13 protein-coding genes and 4 tRNA genes are annotated in these 18975 nt (G+C 62.2%); all 17 read left to right on the forward strand.

Features of this window, described 5'->3' with window-relative positions; genetic code table 11:
- Positions 1-36 precede the first annotated feature (36 nt).
- The 17 genes from ychF to fusA all read left to right on the forward strand — a co-directional run bounded on the left by ychF (position 37) and on the right by fusA (position 18959).
- Entirely contained in the window at positions 37-1128 is a 1092-nt protein-coding gene (ychF, locus tag ABQY64_RS05020) for a redox-regulated ATPase YchF (protein ID WP_016900686.1), read from the forward strand.
- Between the two features lie 154 nt (positions 1129-1282).
- Positions 1283-1368, forward strand: a tRNA-Tyr gene (locus ABQY64_RS05025).
- A gap of 29 nt (positions 1369-1397) precedes the next feature.
- Positions 1398-1471: transfer RNA gene (locus tag ABQY64_RS05030), tRNA-Gly, on the forward strand.
- Positions 1472-1504: 33 nt separating this feature from the next.
- Positions 1505-1580, forward strand: a tRNA-Thr gene (locus ABQY64_RS05035).
- 46 nt (positions 1581-1626) lie between these two features.
- Positions 1627-2817, forward strand: coding sequence for an elongation factor Tu (gene tuf, locus ABQY64_RS05040; RefSeq protein ID WP_024938571.1), 1191 nt, complete (start codon positions 1627-1629; stop codon positions 2815-2817).
- 106 nt (positions 2818-2923) lie between these two features.
- Positions 2924-2999: transfer RNA gene (locus tag ABQY64_RS05045), tRNA-Trp, on the forward strand.
- Between the two features lie 49 nt (positions 3000-3048).
- Positions 3049-3459 (forward strand): preprotein translocase subunit SecE, encoded by a 411-nt coding sequence (secE, locus tag ABQY64_RS05050; RefSeq protein WP_016900684.1) that lies wholly within the window; start codon positions 3049-3051, stop codon positions 3457-3459.
- Positions 3460-3472: 13 nt separating this feature from the next.
- A complete protein-coding gene (gene nusG / locus ABQY64_RS05055; protein WP_016900683.1) occupies positions 3473-4030 on the forward strand; it encodes a transcription termination/antitermination protein NusG in 558 nt (185 codons plus the stop codon).
- Positions 4031-4229: 199 nt separating this feature from the next.
- On the forward strand, positions 4230-4658 hold the full coding sequence (rplK, locus tag ABQY64_RS05060) for a 50S ribosomal protein L11 (protein WP_016900682.1): 429 nt from the start codon (positions 4230-4232) through the stop codon (positions 4656-4658).
- 3 nt (positions 4659-4661) lie between these two features.
- Entirely contained in the window at positions 4662-5360 is a 699-nt protein-coding gene (gene rplA, locus ABQY64_RS05065; RefSeq protein WP_016900681.1) for a 50S ribosomal protein L1, read from the forward strand.
- Positions 5361-5909: 549 nt separating this feature from the next.
- A complete protein-coding gene (gene rplJ / locus ABQY64_RS05070) occupies positions 5910-6443 on the forward strand; it encodes a 50S ribosomal protein L10 (RefSeq protein WP_016900680.1) in 534 nt (177 codons plus the stop codon).
- A gap of 54 nt (positions 6444-6497) precedes the next feature.
- Entirely contained in the window at positions 6498-6863 is a 366-nt protein-coding gene (gene rplL, locus ABQY64_RS05075) for a 50S ribosomal protein L7/L12 (RefSeq protein ID WP_016900679.1), read from the forward strand.
- 298 nt (positions 6864-7161) lie between these two features.
- A complete protein-coding gene (rpoB, locus tag ABQY64_RS05080) occupies positions 7162-11313 on the forward strand; it encodes a DNA-directed RNA polymerase subunit beta (protein ID WP_016900677.1) in 4152 nt (1383 codons plus the stop codon).
- 100 nt (positions 11314-11413) lie between these two features.
- On the forward strand, positions 11414-15628 hold the full coding sequence (gene rpoC, locus ABQY64_RS05085; RefSeq protein WP_039524480.1) for a DNA-directed RNA polymerase subunit beta': 4215 nt from the start codon (positions 11414-11416) through the stop codon (positions 15626-15628).
- A gap of 221 nt (positions 15629-15849) precedes the next feature.
- Positions 15850-16224, forward strand: coding sequence for a 30S ribosomal protein S12 (gene rpsL / locus ABQY64_RS05090; protein WP_002811712.1), 375 nt, complete (start codon positions 15850-15852; stop codon positions 16222-16224).
- Positions 16225-16236: 12 nt separating this feature from the next.
- Positions 16237-16704 (forward strand): 30S ribosomal protein S7, encoded by a 468-nt coding sequence (gene rpsG / locus ABQY64_RS05095; protein WP_005993356.1) that lies wholly within the window; start codon positions 16237-16239, stop codon positions 16702-16704.
- A 137-nt stretch (positions 16705-16841) separates the two neighbouring features.
- On the forward strand, positions 16842-18959 hold the full coding sequence (gene fusA, locus ABQY64_RS05100; protein WP_024938568.1) for an elongation factor G: 2118 nt from the start codon (positions 16842-16844) through the stop codon (positions 18957-18959).
- Positions 18960-18975 lie beyond the last annotated feature (16 nt).

Below are 18975 nucleotides of genomic sequence, written 5' to 3' on the forward strand. Positions count from 1 at the left end.
TTCTCGATTCCCGATTCTCCATTCACTGGAAAACCCATGGGTATCAAATGCGGCATCGTCGGCCTGCCCAACGTCGGCAAGTCGACCCTGTTCAATGCGCTGACCAAGGCGGGCATCGCTGCGGCCAATTTTCCGTTCTGCACCATCGAGCCGAACGTCGGCATCGTGCCGGTGCCGGATCCGCGCCTCAATCAACTGGCTGAGATCGTCAAGCCGCAGAAGCTGATTCCGACCGCGGTCGAGTTCGTCGATATTGCCGGCCTGGTGGCAGGTGCGGCCAGCGGCGAAGGGCTGGGCAACAAGTTCCTGGCGCATATCCGCGAGGTCGATGCGATCACCCACGTGGTGCGCTGCTTCGAGAACGACGATGTCATCCATGTGAACAACAAGGTTGACCCGATCAGCGATATCGAAACCATCGATACCGAATTGGCATTGGCCGATCTGGACAGCGTGGAAAAGGCGCTCAACCGTGCCGAGCGCAGCGCCAAGGGCGGCGACAAGGATGCCGCGGCGCGCAAGCCGGTGCTGGCCAAGTTGCAGGCCGCGCTGGCCGATGGCAAGGCGGGGCGTGCAGCCGGCCTGGACGACGATGAAAAGGCGCTGGTGCGCGACCTGTTCCTGTTGACGCTCAAGCCGGTGATGTACATCGCCAACGTGCTCGAGGACGGTTTCGAGAACAATCCGCACCTGGACGCGGTGCGTCGGCATGCGTTGGCCGAAGGCGCCGAAGTGGTGCCGGTCTCGGCAGCGATCGAGGAAGAGCTGTCGCAGCTTGACGACGAGGACCGCGACACCTTCCTGGCCGATCTGGGTCTGGACGAGCCGGGCCTGAATCGCGTCATCCGTGCCGCCTACAAGTTGCTTGGCCTGCAGACCTACTTCACTGCCGGCGTCAAGGAAGTGCGTGCGTGGACGGTCAGGGCTGGCTCGACCGCGCCGCAGGCGGCAGCGGTGATCCATACCGACTTCGAGAAGGGCTTCATTCGCGCCGAGACGATCGGCTTCGACGACTTCATCAAGCACCGCGGCGAAGCCGGTGCGCGCGATGCGGGGCGTCTGCGTCTGGAAGGCAAGGAATACCGCGTGCAGGAAGGCGACGTGCTGCACTTCCGCTTCAACGTCTGACCGGTTGCGCGCGACCCCGATGGTCGCGCGTCTTCGGTACTGACGATTTGCTCAAAATTTTTGTTGACACTGCATGCATCCCACAACAAAATAACGGGCTGCTTCACCCCGAACCGAATTCGCCTCATCGCGCACCGGTCCGGTAGTAAAAGCTGGAGGGATACCCAAGCGGCCAACGGGGGCAGACTGTAAATCTGCTGGCTTACGCCTTCGGTGGTTCGAATCCACCTCCCTCCACCAGTTTCACGTTGTGGCATGCAGTTCCCGGCGCGGGAGTAGTTCAACGGTAGAACCTCAGCCTTCCAAGCTGATGGTGCGGGTTCGATTCCCGTCTCCCGCTCCATTGAACGCAAATGCATGGCATAATGCAAAACTCGCTCACGTAGCTCAGTCGGTAGAGCACCTCCTTGGTAAGGAGGAGGTCGAAGGTTCGATTCCTTTCGTGAGCACCACTACTCAATCGTCTTTAACTCCAAACGATTACCGAGACACGCACCCATGGCAAAAGCTAAATTTGAGCGCACCAAGCCGCACGTGAACGTCGGCACCATCGGTCACGTTGACCATGGCAAGACCACGTTGACAGCCGCGCTGACCAAGATCGGTGCTGAGCGTTTCGGTGGCGAGTTCAAGGCGTATGACGCGATCGACGCGGCGCCGGAAGAGAAGGCGCGCGGCATCACGATTTCGACCGCCCACGTCGAATACGAATCCCCGAACCGTCACTACGCGCACGTCGACTGCCCCGGTCACGCCGACTACGTCAAGAACATGATCACCGGTGCGGCGCAGATGGACGGCGCGATCCTGGTGTGTTCGGCTGCTGACGGCCCGATGCCGCAGACCCGTGAGCACATCCTGCTCTCGCGTCAGGTCGGTGTGCCGCATATCGTCGTGTTCCTGAACAAGGCCGACATGGTCGACGACGCCGAGCTGCTCGAGCTGGTCGAAATGGAAGTGCGCGAGCTGCTCAGCAAGTACGACTTCCCGGGCGATGACACCCCGATCATCCACGGTTCGGCGCGTCTGGCGCTGGACGGCGATCAGAGCGACATCGGCGTGCCGGCGATCCTGAAGCTGGTCGACGCGCTCGACACCTTCATCCCGGAGCCGACCCGCGACGTTGACCGTCCGTTCCTGATGCCGGTCGAAGACGTGTTCTCGATCTCCGGCCGCGGCACCGTGGTGACCGGTCGTATCGAGCGCGGCATCATCAAGGTTGGCGACGAAATCGAAATCGTCGGTATCCGCGACACGCAGAAGACCACCGTCACCGGCGTGGAAATGTTCCGCAAGCTGCTCGACCAGGGTCAGGCAGGCGACAACGCCGGTCTGCTGCTGCGCGGCACCAAGCGTGACGACGTCGAGCGTGGCCAGGTGCTGTGCAAGCCGGGTTCGATCAAGCCGCACACCGAGTTCGAAGCCGAAGTCTATGTGTTGTCCAAGGACGAGGGTGGCCGTCATACCCCGTTCTTCAAGGGCTACCGTCCGCAGTTCTACTTCCGCACCACCGACATCACTGGCGCTTGCCAGCTGCCGGAAGGCGTGGAGATGGTGATGCCGGGCGACAACGTGAAGATGGTCGTGACCCTGATCAACCCGGTCGCGATGGACGAAGGCCTGCGCTTCGCCATCCGTGAAGGCGGTCGTACCGTCGGCGCCGGCGTGGTTGCCAAGATCATCAAGTAAGTGCCTGCGTCCAGTCGCCTCGCGGCGGCTGGATTCAAACGAATGGCGGGCCGGCTGAACCGCGGTCCGCCTTCGTTGTCTTAGGGTTTGCGGTAAACGAGTACATACGCCAGTAGCTCAATTGGCAGAGCAGCGGTCTCCAAAACCGCAGGTTGGGGGTTCGAGTCCCTCCTGGCGTGCCACTCCTCTTTCCGGCCCAGCGATTCGGGTCAGATCGGTAACTAGAGCCGGATGAATAGCAAAATCGAGCCTTCCAAAAGCGCGTCTGCTGCCAGCGCTGATATCGTGAAATACGTCATCTCCGCGCTCCTGGTGATCGCGGGGTTGTTTGTGTGGTTCTGGTTTTCTGCGCCCGAGCGCGCCACCCAGTTCGGAGCCTGGACGCCGCAGTTGCGTGCGCTGGCCGTGATCGTGGGGTTGGTGGCGGGCGCATTCGTGTTTTTGGGAACCGGCAAAGGCCGGGAAACCCGTGAATTCATGTCCGAATCCAGGTTCGAGTTGCGCAAGGTGGTCTGGCCGACGCGCCAGGAAGCCATTCGCACGACCTGGGTCGTGATTGTTGTTGTGATCATTCTGAGTTTGCTGTTGGGCGGCTTCGACTTTGTCATCCAGAAGCTCACGCAGTGGTTCCTGGCTCGTTGAGGAGAATCAAGCAGTGAAGCGTTGGTATGTCGTTCACGCCTATTCAGGCTTCGAAAAATCTGTTGCGCAGGCATTGCGCGACCGTATCGCCCGTACCGAGATGGAAGATCGTTTCGGCGACGTGTTGGTGCCGACCGAGGAAGTCATCGAGATGCGCGCCGGCCAGAAGCGCCGGTCCGAGCGTAAGTTCTTCCCCGGCTACGTGCTGGTGCAGATCGAGACCCACGAAGAGGCCGGTATTCCGCGCATCGACAATGAGAGCTGGCACCTGGTGAAGGAGACTTCCAAGGTGATGGGCTTCATTGGCGGCACCGCTGACCGTCCGTTGCCGATTCGCGACGAAGAGGCTGATGCGATCCTGCAGCGTGTGCAGGACGGCGTTGAGAAGCCGCGTCCGAAGGTGCTGTTCGAGCCGGGTCAGATGGTGCGCGTCACCGATGGTCCGTTCAACGACTTCAATGGTGTGGTGGAAGAGGTCAATTACGAGAAGAGCAGGCTGCGGGTTGCCGTGCTCATCTTCGGTCGCTCCACGCCGGTCGAGCTCGAGTTCGGCCAGGTCGAGAAGGGCTGACGCCGGTCGGGCGCCGTCTAGGCGCCCGCCTTGAATGCTGTTATAGTGCGCGGCTCGCTGACCTGGCGAACCGCCGGGAACCAATGGCTGCCGCATGGCAGCCATCTGCGTGTGGTCAGAAACGTGAAGCCGGGACACGTGATTTCCCGGTCCGATGGGGAGCCTGCAGTCAAGGCGCTAGCACCCGGAGAGTATCGAAATGGCAAAGAAGATAACTGCTTACATCAAGTTGCAGGTCAAGGCCGGTCAGGCCAATCCTGCGCCGCCGGTCGGCCCTGCCCTGGGTCAGCGCGGTCTGAACATCATGGAATTCTGCAAGGCGTTCAACGCAGCGACCTCCAAGCTGGAGCCGGGTCTGCCGACGCCGGTGGTCATTACTGCGTACTCCGACCGTACCTTCACCTTCATCACCAAGAGCACCCCGGCCAGCGTGCTGCTCAAGAAGGCTGCAGGCGTGACTTCCGGTTCCAAGCGCCCCAACACCGACAAGGTGGGCAAGGTGACGCGCAAGCAGCTGGAAGAGATCGCCAAGGTCAAGGAAGCCGATTTGACGGCGGCCGAGCTGGAAGCGGCAGTGCGTACGATTGCGGGTTCTGCCCGCAGCATGGGTTTGACGGTGGAGGGCTAAGACATGGCACAGAGCAAGCGCGTTAAGGCCATTGCGGCCGCTGTCGTTCCGGGCAAGACCTATGCCTTCGAAGACGCAATCAAGATCCTGAAGACCGTGACCAAGGCCAAGTTCGTCGAGTCGATCGACGTTGCCGTGCGCCTGGGCGTGGACGCCAAGAAGTCCGACCAGCAGGTGCGCGGTTCAACCGTGCTGCCGGCCGGTACCGGCAAGAGCGTGCGCGTTGCCGTGTTCGCACCGGCCGGTGCCAAGGCTGACGAAGCCCTGGCCGCTGGTGCCGAGGCGGTGGGCATGGACGACCTGGCCGAGAAGATGCAGGCCGGCGATCTGAGCTACGACGTGGTCATCGCCACCCCGGACGCGATGCGCGTCGTCGGTAAGCTCGGCACCCTGCTGGGCCCGCGCGGCCTGATGCCGAACCCGAAGGTCGGCACCGTGTCGGCCAACCCGGGCGAAGCGGTCAAGAATGCCAAGTCGGGTCAGGTGCGCTACCGCACCGACAAGGCCGGCATCATCCACTGCACCATCGGCAAGGCCAGCTTCGATGATGAAGCGCTGAAGTCGAACCTGCAGGCGCTGCTGCTGGACCTGATCAAGGCCAAGCCGGCTACCTCCAAGGGGACCTACCTGCAGAAGGTGTCGGTCAGCTCGACGATGGGCCCTGGCGTGACCGTCGACCAGTCCAGCCTTGCGCTGAAGTGAGTTGAGGGGTCGGGCCTGTCATGGGCCTGACCCGTCGATGTAGTACAGCATTGTTTTTCCGGCCCGGGTCACCGTGTGCTGGGAGTCCGTTCCCTCCTTTGGGGTAACGGACATTTTGAAGGCGATCGCCGGCATGTCCGGCGGTAGCCGTCAAAGACCGCAGGCGCGGTCAGCGCAGATCGACGACGGGCATGGATGCTCGCATTGGCAGGGAGTCGCCGTCGATGCAGCGGGATCGCTTAATCAGGTTCGCAAGAGCCGGCCGGCGTAGATGGTGTCGCCCTTCTGGAGCTTTCTGGTTTACGCGCGTCTGGGACATCCCGGATCGAGCCCACTCCAGGTCTAGAACGGCCACCAAAGGAACATCGGTCGATGTTCCCGGCTTCCAGGAAGGAGGCTGCCCTGGACCGCAACCGGCAGGAGCCGCGAGCGGAGTAGTTTGAAGCGGGGATTTGGGATTCGGCATTGGGGATTTGCAGGGGCTGCTTCATGGCATTCGACGAATCACCCATCACCGATCACCAATCCCGGCTTTAACGGAGGAGTGCAATGGCTCTCAATCTGTCTCAGAAGCAAGAAGTAGTCGCCGAGCTGGCAGACATCGCCGCCAAGGCTCACTCCTTGATCGCCGCCGAATACGCTGGCATCACGGTCTCCCAGATGACCGCGATGCGCAAGCAGGCCCGCGAAACCGGCGTGTTCTTGAAAGTTGTCAAGAACACCCTGGCTGCGCGCGCCGTTGAAGGTACTGATTTCGCTGTCGTCGCTGACAAGCTGGTCGGTCCTTTGCTGTATGCGTTTTCGATGGAGGAGCCCGGCGCTGCCGGTCGCCTGATCAAGGAATTCGCCAAGGGCAACGACAAGTTGCAGGCCAAGGTCGTGTCCATCGGCGGGGAACTGTTCCCGGCTGGCCACGTCGACGTGTTGGCTTCGCTGCCGACCCGCGATCAGGCCCTGGCCATGCTGGCCCGCGTGCTGTCCGAACCGGCTGCCATGTTTGCCCGTGCCGTCAAGGCCGTGGGCGACAAGCAGGGTGGTGGCGACGAAGCCGCCGCGCCGGTCGCCGAGACTGCCGAAGCTTGATGTCCTAGCGTTTGCTAGAACCCCAATCCAGAAAATCATTTAAAGGTAATCACAATGTCCCTTACCAACGAACAGATCGTCGACGCCATCGCCGAGAAGTCCCTGATGGAAGTGATGGAGCTGGTCAAGGCCATCGAAGAAAAGTTCGGCGTCTCCGCCGCCGCTCCGGTCGCTGCCGCTGCAGCTGGCCCGGCCGCCGTGGTCGAAGAGCAGACCGAGTTCAACGTGGTGCTGGTTGATTGCGGCGCCAACAAGGTCGGCGTCATTAAGGCCGTCCGCGCCGTGACCGGCCTGGGCCTGAAGGAAGCCAAGGATCTGACCGAAGCCGGTGGCATCCTGAAGGAAGGCGCCACCAAGGACGAAGCCGAGAAGATCAAGAAGGAACTGACCGAAGCCGGCGCCAAGGTCGAAGTCAAGTAAGCAGCATCTTGCATCGCCAGCGTTTCATGGTGATGCACTGAAGGCTGGGAGCGTAAAGCTCCCGGCCTTTGGCCGTTTCGGGCGGGAATCGAGAATCGGGATTGGGGAATCGCAAATGCAACATCGCGTGCTCATCCGATTCCCATTTCTCCATTCCCGATTCCGGCCTCACCGAGTTGGTAGTTGGAAGTAGCGGGAGAAGGCGTGCTGGTGCCGGCAATACCAGCGACTTCCAACTGACAATTTTGTTATTTCAGGGCCGCCGCGACGCGGCCCCCGCAGCCTAGGGTGAAGACTCATGACGTCTTATTCGTTCACCGAAAAAAAGCGTATCCGCAAGGACTTCGGCAAGCAGCGCTCGATTCTCGAAGTGCCGTTCCTGCTTGCCATCCAGGTCGACTCCTACCGCGAATTCCTGCAGGAAGACGTGGAGCCGAACAAGCGTAAGGACCTCGGTCTGCACGCGGCACTGAAGTCGGTGTTCCCGATTTCCAGCTACAGCGGCAATGCCGCGCTCGAATACGTGGGCTATAAGTTGGGTCAGCCGGTGTTTGACGAGCGTGAATGCCGTCAGCGTGGCATGAGCTATGGCGCGCCGCTGCGCGTGACCGTGCGCCTGGTGATCTACGACCGCGAGTCGTCGACCAAGGCCATCAAGTACGTGAAGGAGCAGGAGGTCTATCTGGGCGAAATCCCGCTGATGACCGACAACGGCACCTTCATCGTCAACGGCACCGAGCGCGTCATCGTCTCGCAGCTGCACCGTTCGCCTGGTGTGTTCTTCGACCACGACCGTGGCAAGACCCACAGCTCGGGCAAGCTGCTGTACAGCGCCCGCATCATTCCGTACCGCGGTTCCTGGCTGGACTTCGAGTTCGACCCGAAGGACGCGTTGTTCACCCGTATCGACCGTCGCCGCAAGCTGCCGGTGTCGATCCTGCTGCGCGCGCTTGGCTACAGCAACGAAGAGATGCTGGCCGAGTTCTTCGAGATCAATACGTTCCACATCAATCCGGACGAAGGCGTGCAGCTGGAGCTGGTGCCGGAGCGTCTGCGTGGCGAAACGCTGAACTTCGACCTGGCCGATGGCGACAAGGTCATCGTGGAAGCGGGCAAGCGCATCACCGCCCGTCACGTCAAGCAGCTCGAAGCCGCCGGCGTTGCCGCGCTGGCCGTGCCGGACGACTACCTGCTCACCCGCATCCTGTCGCACGACGTGGTCGATGGCTCCACCGGCGAACTGCTGGCCAATGCCAACGACGAGATCACCGAAGACCAGCTGGCAGCGTTCCGCAAGGCCGGCGTCGATGCGGTCGGCACCCTGTGGGTGAACGATCTGGACCGTGGTCCGTACCTGTCCAACACCCTGCGGATCGATCCGACCAAGACCCAGCTCGAAGCGCTGGTCGAAATCTACCGCATGATGCGTCCGGGCGAGCCGCCGACCAAGGAAGCCGCACAGAACCTGTTCCACAACCTGTTCTTCACCTTCGAGCGCTACGACCTGTCCACCGTCGGCCGCATGAAGTTCAACCGTCGCGTCGGCCGCAAGGACGTGCTGGGTGAGTCGGTGCTGTACGACAAGAAGTACTTTGCCGAGCGCAACGACGAGGAATCCAAGCGCCTGGTCGCCGAGCACACCGACACCTCCGACATCCTGGAAGTGATCAAGGTGCTCACCGAGATCCGCAACGGTCGCGGCGTGGTCGATGACATCGATCACCTGGGCAACCGTCGCGTGCGTTCGGTCGGCGAAATGGCCGAGAACGTGTTCCGCGTGGGCCTGGTCCGCGTCGAGCGCGCGGTCAAGGAGCGCCTGTCGATGGCCGAGTCCGAGGGCCTGACCCCGCAGGAACTGATCAACGCCAAGCCGGTGGCTGCCGCGATCAAGGAATTCTTCGGCTCCTCGCAGCTGTCGCAGTTCATGGATCAGAACAACCCGCTGTCGGAAGTGACGCACAAGCGTCGCGTCTCCGCACTGGGCCCGGGCGGTCTGACCCGCGAGCGCGCCGGCTTCGAAGTGCGCGACGTGCATCCGACCCATTACGGTCGCGTCTGCACCATCGAAACCCCGGAAGGCCCGAACATCGGCCTGATCAACTCGCTGGCCGTGTTCGCCCGCACCAACCAGTACGGCTTCCTCGAGACGCCGTACCGCAAGGTGCTGGACGGCAAGGTCTCCGACGACGTCGAATACCTGTCGGCGATCGAGGAAAACGAGTACGTGATCGCCCAGGCGAACGCGCTGACCGACGCCAAGAACATGCTCACCGAGCAGTTCGTGCCGTGCCGGTTCCAGGGCGAGTCGCTGCTGAAGCCGCCGGCCGAAGTCCACTTCATGGACGTCTCGCCGATGCAGACCGTGTCGGTCGCCGCGGCGCTGGTGCCGTTCCTGGAGCACGACGACGCCAACCGCGCACTGATGGGCGCCAACATGCAGCGCCAGGCCGTGCCGACGCTGCGTTCGCAGAAGCCGTTGGTCGGTACCGGTATCGAGCGTGCGGTTGCGCGCGACTCGGGCGTGACCGTCAATGCCTTGCGTGGTGGCGTGATCGAGCAGATCGACGCGGCCCGCATCGTGGTCAAGGTCAACGAGGCAGAAATCGGCGGCGGCACCGATGCCGGCGTGGATATCTACAACCTGATCAAGTACACCCGCTCCAACCAGAACACCTGCATCAACCAGCGTCCGCTGGTGAACGTGGGTGACGTGATCGCGCGCGGCGACGTGCTGGCCGACGGCCCGTCCACCGACATCGGTGAGCTGGCGCTGGGTCAGAACATGCTGATCGCGTTCATGCCGTGGAACGGCTACAACTTCGAAGACTCCATCCTGCTCTCCGAGCGCGTGGTGGAAGAAGATCGTTACACCACGATCCACATCGAAGAACTGACCTGCGTTGCGCGCGACACCAAGCTGGGGCCGGAGGAAATCTCCGCCGACATCCCGAACGTGTCCGAGCAGGCCCTGAACCGTCTGGACGAGAGCGGCGTGGTGTACATCGGTGCGGAAGTGCGCGCCGGCGACATCATGGTCGGCAAGGTCACGCCGAAGGGCGAGAGCCAGCTGACCCCGGAAGAAAAGCTGCTGCGTGCGATCTTCGGTGAGAAGGCGTCCGACGTGAAGGACAGCTCGCTGCGCGTGCCCCCGGGCATGGACGGCACCGTGATCGACGTGCAGGTCTTCACCCGCGACGGCATCGAGAAGGACAAGCGTGCGCGTCAGATCGAAGAGTCCGAAATCAAGCGCGTCAAGAAGGACTTCGACGACCAGTTCCGTATCCTGGAAGCGGCCATCTACGCACGTCTGCGTTCGCAGATCGTGGGCAAGGTCGCCAACGGTGGTCCGAACCTGAAGAAGGGCGACAACGTCACCGACGCGTATCTGGACGGCCTGAAGAAGTCCGACTGGTTCCAGCTGCGCATGAAGGACGAAGACGCTGCCGACGCCATCGAGCGTGCGCAGAAGCAGATCCAGGCGCACGAGAAGGAATTCGAAGCACGCTTTGCCGACAAGCGCGGCAAGATCACTCAGGGCGACGACCTCGCACCGGGCGTGCTGAAGATGGTCAAGGTGTTCCTGGCAGTGAAGCGCCGCATCCAGCCGGGCGACAAGATGGCAGGCCGCCACGGCAACAAGGGTGTGGTCTCCAACGTCGTGCCGGTCGAGGACATGCCGTACATGGCCACCGGCGAGCCGGTCGACATCGTGCTGAACCCGCTCGGCGTGCCGTCGCGTATGAACATCGGCCAGATTCTGGAAGTGCATCTGGGCTGGGCCGCCAAGGGCCTGGGTCGCAAGATCCAGCGCATGCTGGAAGCCCAGGCGGCGGTCAGCGAGCTGCGCAAGTTCCTGGACGACATCTACAACCACGACAGCGCGATCAATGCACAGCGCGTGGACCTGTCGCAGTTCAGCGATGAGGAATTGCTCAACCTGGGCAAGAACCTGATCGATGGCGTGCCGATGGCCACCCCGGTGTTCGACGGCGCCAGCGAAGCGGAAATCAAGCGCATGCTGGAACTGGCCGAACTGCCGCAGAGCGGTCAGACCCAGTTGTACGACGGTCGTACCGGCGAAGCGTTCGATCGCAAGACCACGGTCGGCTACATGCACTACCTGAAGTTGAACCACCTGGTCGACGACAAGATGCATGCACGCTCGACCGGTCCGTACTCGCTCGTCACCCAGCAGCCGCTGGGCGGCAAGGCGCAGTTCGGTGGTCAGCGCTTCGGTGAGATGGAAGTCTGGGCGCTGGAAGCCTACGGCGCGGCCTACACCCTGCAGGAAATGCTGACGGTGAAGTCCGACGACGTGCAGGGCCGCAACCAGATGTACAAGAACATCGTCGATGGTGAGCACGAGATGGTCGCGGGCATGCCGGAATCCTTCAACGTGTTGGTGAAGGAAATCCGCTCGCTGGCGATCAACATGGAACTGGAAGAGTGATCGAGCTGGATCCCGGCGCCGCGATGCGGTGCCGGGATCCGGAACGTAAGGCCCTCGGTTTCATCTCAGCTACGAAATTCCTCCGACCCGGAGATATCAAATGAAAGACCTGCTCAACCTCTTCAATCAACAGCGCCAGACGCTGGATTTCGACGCGATCAAGATCGCGCTGGCATCGCCTGACCTGATCCGTTCGTGGTCCTACGGCGAAGTGAAGAAGCCCGAAACCATCAACTACCGTACCTTCAAGCCCGAGCGTGACGGCCTGTTCTGCGCCGCCATCTTCGGACCGATCAAGGACTACGAGTGCCTGTGCGGCAAGTACAAGCGCATGAAGCACCGCGGCGTGGTCTGCGAAAAGTGCGGCACCGAAGTCACCTTGGCCAAGGTGCGTCGTGAGCGCATGGGTCACATCGACCTGGCCTCGCCGGTCGCGCACATCTGGTTCCTCAAGTCGCTGCCCTCGCGCATCGGCCTGATGCTGGACATGACCCTGCGTGACATCGAGCGCGTGCTGTACTTCGAAGCCTATGTGGTCACCGAGCCGGGCCTGACCCCGCTCGAGCGCCGCCAGCTGCTGACCGAAGAGCAGTACCTGACCGCACGCCAGGAGTACAACGACGACTTCGACGCCGCCATGGGCGCCGAGGCCGTGTACGAACTGCTGCGCACGATCGACCTGCAGTCGGAAATGACCCGCCTGCGCGAGGAAATCGCCAGCACCGGTTCGGAAACCAAGCTCAAGCGCCTTACCAAGCGCATCAAGCTGATCGAAGCCTTCCTGGAATCGGGCAACCGTCCGGAGTGGATGGTGATGACCGTGCTGCCGGTGCTGCCGCCGGATCTGCGTCCGCTGGTGCCGCTGGATGGCGGCCGCTTCGCGACCTCGGATCTGAACGATCTGTACCGCCGTGTGATCAACCGCAACAACCGTCTGCGTCGCCTGCTCGAGCTCAATGCGCCGGACATCATCGTGCGCAACGAGAAGCGCATGCTGCAGGAATCGGTCGATGCGCTGCTGGACAACGGCCGTCGCGGCCGTGCCATCACCGGCACCAACAAGCGTCCGCTGAAGTCGCTGGCCGACATGATCAAGGGCAAGCAGGGCCGGTTCCGTCAGAACCTGCTCGGCAAGCGCGTGGACTACTCCGGCCGTTCGGTCATCACCGTCGGTCCGTACCTCAAGCTGCACCAGTGCGGCTTGCCGAAGAAGATGGCGCTGGAGCTGTTCAAGCCGTTCGTGTTCGCCAAGCTGCAGCGTCGCGGCCTGGCCACCACCATCAAGGCGGCCAAGAAGCTGGTCGAGCGCGAAGAAGCCGAAGTCTGGGACATCCTGGAAGAAGTGATCCGCGAGCATCCGGTGCTGCTGAACCGTGCGCCGACCCTGCACCGTCTGGGTATCCAGGCGTTTGAACCGGTGTTGATCGAAGGCAAGGCCATCCAGCTGCATCCGCTGGTGTGTACTGCATTCAACGCCGACTTCGACGGTGACCAGATGGCCGTCCACGTGCCGCTCTCGCTGGAAGCCCAGCTGGAAGCGCGTGCGCTGATGATGTCCACCAACAACATCCTGTCGCCGGCCAACGGCGAGCCGATCATCGTGCCGTCGCAGGACGTGGTGTTGGGCCTGTACTACATGAGCCGCGCCCTGGAGAACAAGAAGGGCGAAGGCATGGTGTTCGCCAACACCAGCGAAGTGAAGCGCGCCTATGACAACCGCGTGGTGGAACTGCACGCCAAGGTCAAGGTCCGCATCACCCAGGTGGACGTGGAAGCCGACGGCAAGCGCAGCAGCGGCACCTCGATCGTGGACACCACGGTCGGTCGTGCACTGCTGAGCGAAATCCTGCCCGAAGGCCTGCCGTTCCAGCTGGCCAACACCGAGATGACCAAGAAGAACATCTCGCGTCTGATCAACTCCAGCTACCGTTTGCTGGGCTTGAAGGACACCGTCGTGTTCGCCGACAAGCTGATGTACACCGGCTATGCCTACGCAACCCGTGCAGGCGTGTCGATCGGCATCGACGACATGCTGATCCCGGACGAGAAGAAGGGCATCCTCACCGAGGCCGAAGCCGAAGTGCTGGAAATCCAGGAGCAGTACCAATCCGGTCTGGTCACCGCCGGCGAGCGCTACAACAAGGTCGTGGACATCTGGTCGCGTACCAGCGAGCGCATCGCCAAGGCGATGATGGACACCATCGGTACCGAGAAGGTCGAAAACGCCAAGGGCGAGACCATCGACCAGAAGTCGATGAACTCGCTCTACATCATGGCCGACTCCGGTGCGCGTGGTAGCCAGGCGCAGATCCGTCAGCTGGCCGGTATGCGCGGCCTGATGGCGCGTCCGGATGGCTCGATCATCGAGACGCCGATCAAGGCGAACTTCCGCGAAGGCCTGAACGTGCAGGAGTACTTCAACTCCACCCACGGTGCCCGTAAGGGTCTGGCCGATACCGCGCTCAAGACCGCAAACTCGGGTTATCTGACCCGTCGTCTGGTCGACGTGGCGCAGGACGTGGTGATCACCGAAGTCGATTGCGGCACCACCGAAGGGTTGATCATGACCCCGATCGTGGAAGGCGGCGACGTGGTGGAGCCGTTGAAGGAGCGCGTGCTGGGCCGTGTGGTGGCCGAGGACGTGTACCTGCCGGGCAACGACGAAGAGCCGATCGTCACCCGCAACACGCTGCTGGACGAAGCCTGGGTTGCCAAGCTGGAAGACGCCAGCGTGCAGTCGGTGAAGGTGCGTTCGACCATCAGCTGCGAGTCCTCGTTCGGCGTGTGCGCACGCTGCTACGGTCGCGATCTCGCACGTGGTCACCAGGTCAACATCGGTGAAGCGGTCGGCGTCATCGCCGCCCAGTCGATCGGTGAGCCGGGTACCCAGCTGACCATGCGTACGTTCCACATCGGTGGTGCGGCATCGCGTGCGGCGGCGGTGGACAACATCACCGTCAAGACCACCGGTTCGGTGAAGTTCAACAACCTCAAGTCGGTGGCGCATGCCAGCGGCGCGTTGGTCGCGGTCTCGCGTTCGGGCGAACTGTCCGTGCTCGACGGCCATGGCCGCGAGCGCGAGCGTTACAAGCTGCCGTACGGTGCCACCATCACCGCCAAGGACGGTGATGCGGTCAAGGCCGGGCAGGGCGTGGCGAACTGGGATCCGCATAACCACCCGATCGTGTCGGAAGTGGCCGGTTTCATCCGCTTCATCGACTTCGTCGACGGCGTCACCGTCATCGAGAAGACCGACGAACTGACCGGTCTGGCCTCGCGCGAAATCACCGACCCGAAGCGTCGCGGTGCACATGCCAAGGAACTGCGCCCGATCGTGCGCATCGTCGATGGCAAGGGCAACGACCTGACGATCCCGAATACGGATCTGCCGGCGCAGTACCTGTTGCCGCCGCGCTCCATTGTCAACCTGCAGGACGGCGCTGCCGTCGGCGTGGGCGACGTGGTTGCCAAGATCCCGCAGGAAGCGTCCAAGACCCGCGACATCACCGGTGGTCTGCCGCGCGTTGCCGACCTGTTCGAAGCACGCAAGCCGAAGGATCCTGCGATCCTGGCCGAGCGCTCGGGCATCATCAGCTTCGGTAAGGACACCAAGGGCAAGCAGCGCCTGATCATCAAGGACACCGATGGGTCGGAACACGAAGAGCTGATCCCGAAGTACCGCCAGATCATCGTGTTCGAAGGCGAGCATGTGACCAAGGGCGAGACCGTGGTGGACGGCGAGCCGAGCCCGCAGGACATCCTGCGTCTGCTGGGTGTCGAGCCGCTGGCCGCGTATCTGGTCAAGGAAATCCAGGATGTGTACCGCCTGCAGGGCGTGAAGATCAACGACAAGCACATCGAGGTGATCACTCGCCAGATGCTGCGCAAGGTCGAGATCACCGACCAGGGCACCAGCAAGTTCCTCAACGGCGAGCAGGTCGAGCGCCAGCGCGTCATCGAGGAAAATGCCCGCCTGGTCAAGCGCAACGAACTGCCGGCCAAGTACGATCCGGTGCTGCTGGGTATCACCAAGGCCTCGCTGGCCACCGAGTCGTTCATCTCGGCGGCTTCGTTCCAGGAGACCACCCGCGTGTTGACCGAGGCTGCCGTGCGCGGTACCCGCGACAACCTGCGCGGTCTGAAGGAAAACGTGATCGTGGGTCGTCTGATCCCGGCCGGTACCGGTCTGGCGTATCACGCCGGACGTCGCAAGTCGTCGGGTCTGACCGACTCGGAAATGGAAACGCTGTCGGGCAAGCCGACGGTAGCCGAACCGGTCGCAGCCGTGGCCGACGCTGGCGCGGACGAGGAGTAAGCGCTCCGACGGCGGTCGCAAGACCGCCGTAAGCCAAGCGAAAAGGAGGGCAGGAGGCCCTCCGTTTTCCGGCCCTGGATGGGCCAGCAGGGTTAGAATTCCGTGAAGTTGACGGAGTTTCGTCCTGCCAGCTATACTTCCCTGTCTCGGCGGGCCGTTTTTCGGCCTGCCTTTGTTTTCGTGCAAGGCCGTCTCGGCCTCTCAATCAGAAGAATCAACTGATGACGACGATCAATCAGCTGGTCCGCAAGCCTCGGCAAGCGACCACCTACAAGAGTGCCTCCCCGGCACTGGACAAGTGTCCGCAGCGCCGTGGCGTCTGCACACGCGTCTACACCACTACCCCTAAGAAGCCGAACTCGGCCCTGCGTAAGGTTGCCAAAGTGCGCCTGACGAACCAGGAAGAGGTCATCAGCTACATCGGTGGTGAAGGCCACAACCTGCAGGAGCACTCCGTGGTCCTGATTCGCGGTGGCCGCGTTAAGGATCTTCCCGGTGTGCGTTATCACACCGTCCGTGGTTCGCTGGACGCCGCCGGCGTCGCAAAGCGCCGTCAAGGTCGTTCCAAGTACGGCGCCAAGCGCCCGAAGAGCTAAGGAAACACTCCAATGTCCCGTAAAGGTTCTACTCCGCAGCGCACCGTCCTGCCTGATCCAAAGCATGGCAGCGAAACCATTGCCCGCTTCATCAATATGGTGATGCAAAGTGGCAAGAAGTCGGTTGCTGAGAAAATTGTCTATGGCGCGATGGACGTCATTGGCGAAAAGAATCCGAATGCCGTCGAGCTGGTGCAGAAAGCACTGGACAACGTGGCCCCGGCTGTCGAAGTTAAATCGCGTCGCGTCGGTGGTGCTACCTATCAGGTGCCCGTCGAAGTGCGCTCCTCCCGTCGCATGGCGCTGGCAATGCGCTGGTTGATCGATTCCGCGCGCAAGCGTGGCGAGAACACCATGCCGCGCAAGCTGGCTGCAGAACTGTTGGACGCCTCGGAAAGCCGTGGCGGCGCGATCAAGAAGCGCGAAGAGACGCACCGTATGGCGGAGGCGAACAAGGCGTTCGCACATTACCGCTGGTGACCTCGTGGGCCTTGGTAACGGGGCCCTTCAGCACCATCTGAGTGCTGTTTGCGACGCATTACGCGTCGCATCCAATCCGAAGGCCGCCGAAAGGCGGCGTTCGGCCATCCGAAATCCAAGAAATTGAGAGGCTCCCCGTGGCCCGCACCACCCCTATCGAGCGTTACCGCAACTTCGGCATCATGGCCCACATCGATGCCGGCAAGACCACCACCTCCGAGCGCATCCTGTTCTACACCGGTGTCAGTCACAAGATCGGCGAAGTCCATGACGGCGCTGCAGTGATGGACTGGATGGAGCAGGAGCAGGAGCGTGGTATCACCATCACCTCCGCTGCGACCACCGCGTTCTGGTCGGGCATGGACAAGTCCATGCCGCAGCACCGCTTCAACATCATCGACACCCCCGGGCACGTTGACTTCACCATCGAAGTGGAGCGCTCCTTGCGCGTGCTCGACGGTGCGGTGTTCGTGCTGTGCGCCGTTGGTGGCGTGCAGCCGCAGTCCGAGACCGTGTGGCGCCAGGCCAACAAGTACTCCGTGCCGCGCATGGCCTTCGTCAACAAGATGGACCGTACCGGTGCCAACTTCGACAAGGTCGTCGAGCAGCTGAAGGCCCGTCTGGGTGCCTACGCCGTGCCGATGCAGGTGCCGATCGGCGCCGAAGACGGCTTCGAGGGCGTGGTCGACCTGCTCAAGATGAAGGCGATCCATTGGGATACCGCATCGCAGGGCACCACCTTCGAATACCGCGACATCCCGGCCGATCTGGTCGAGATCGCAACCGAGGCGCGTTCGTTCATGGTCGAGGCGGCTGCAGAAGCCAGCGAAGACCTGATGGACAAGTACCTCAACGAAGGCGACCTGAGCGAAGAAGAGATCCTGGTGGGTCTGCGCGAGCGCACCCTGAAGGTTGAGATCGTGCCGGTGTTCTGCGGCTCGGCGTTCAAGAACAAGGGCGTGCAGGCCATGCTCGACGGCGTCGTGCACCTGCTGCCGTCGCCGGCCGACCGTCCGCCGGTCCAGGGTATCGATGAGGACGAGAAGGAAGACACCCGTCCGGCCACCGATACCGCGCCGTTCTCGGCGTTGGCGTTCAAGATCATGACCGACCCGTTCGTGGGCTCGCTGACGTTCTTCCGTGTCTACTCGGGCACGTTGAACTCCGGCGACCAGGTCTACAACCCGGTCAAGTCGAAGAAAGAGCGCGTGGGCCGCATCCTGCAGATGCACTCCAACAATCGCGAAGAGATCAAGGAAGTGCGCGCTGGTGACATCGCCGCTGCCGTGGGTCTGAAGGACGTCACCACCGGCGACACGCTGTGTGCGCAGGACAAGGTCATCACCCTGGAGCGCATGGTGTTCCCGGAGCCGGTGATCTCGATGGCGGTGGAGCCCAAGACCAAGTCGGACCAGGAAAAGATGGGTATGGCCCTGGGCCGTCTGGCGCAGGAAGATCCCTCGTTCCGCGTCAAGACCGACGAAGAATCCGGCCAGACCATCATCTCGGGCATGGGCGAGTTGCACCTGGACATCATCGTCGACCGCATGCGTCGCGAGTTCAATGTCGAGGCCAACGTCGGCAAGCCGCAGGTGGCCTACCGCGAAACCATCCGCAAGTCCGACGTCAAGTCCGACTACAAGCACGCCAAGCAGTCCGGTGGTAAGGGTCAGTACGGTCACGTGGTGATCGAGCTGTCGCCGATGACCGAGGACGATCGCAAGAGCGACAACGTCAAGGACGATTTCCTCTTCATCAACGACATCACCGGCGGCATCATCCCGAAGGAATTCATCCCCTCGGTCGAAAAGGGTCTGCGCGAGACGATCACCAGTGGTCCGATCGCCGGCTTCCCGGTGGTGGGCGTGAAGGTCAAGCTGGTGTTCGGCTCGTACCACGACGTCGACTCCTCGGAAATGGCGTTCAAGCTGGCCGCGTCTATGGCGTTCAAGCAGGGCTTTGCGAAAGCCAGCCCGGTGTTGCTGGAGCCGATCATGAAGGTCGAAATCGTCAGCCCGGAGGATTACCTGGGTGACGTGATGGGCGACGTGAGCCGCCGTCGTGGCGTGTTGCAGGGTCAGGACGACAGCCCGTCGGGCAAGATCATCAACGCGATGATTCCGCTGGGTGAAATGTTCGGCTACGCGACCTCGCTGCGCTCGATGAGCCAGGGCCGCGCGACGTTCTCGATGGAATTCGACCACTACGAAGAGGCACCGGCCAACATCGCCGACGCCGTCACCAAGAAGGGCTGAGTTCGCTCAGCCGCTT

The sequence above is a fragment of the Xanthomonas sp. WHRI 7065 genome (genome assembly GCF_040203115.2).
Taxonomy (GTDB): Bacteria; Pseudomonadota; Gammaproteobacteria; order Xanthomonadales; family Xanthomonadaceae; genus Xanthomonas; species Xanthomonas arboricola.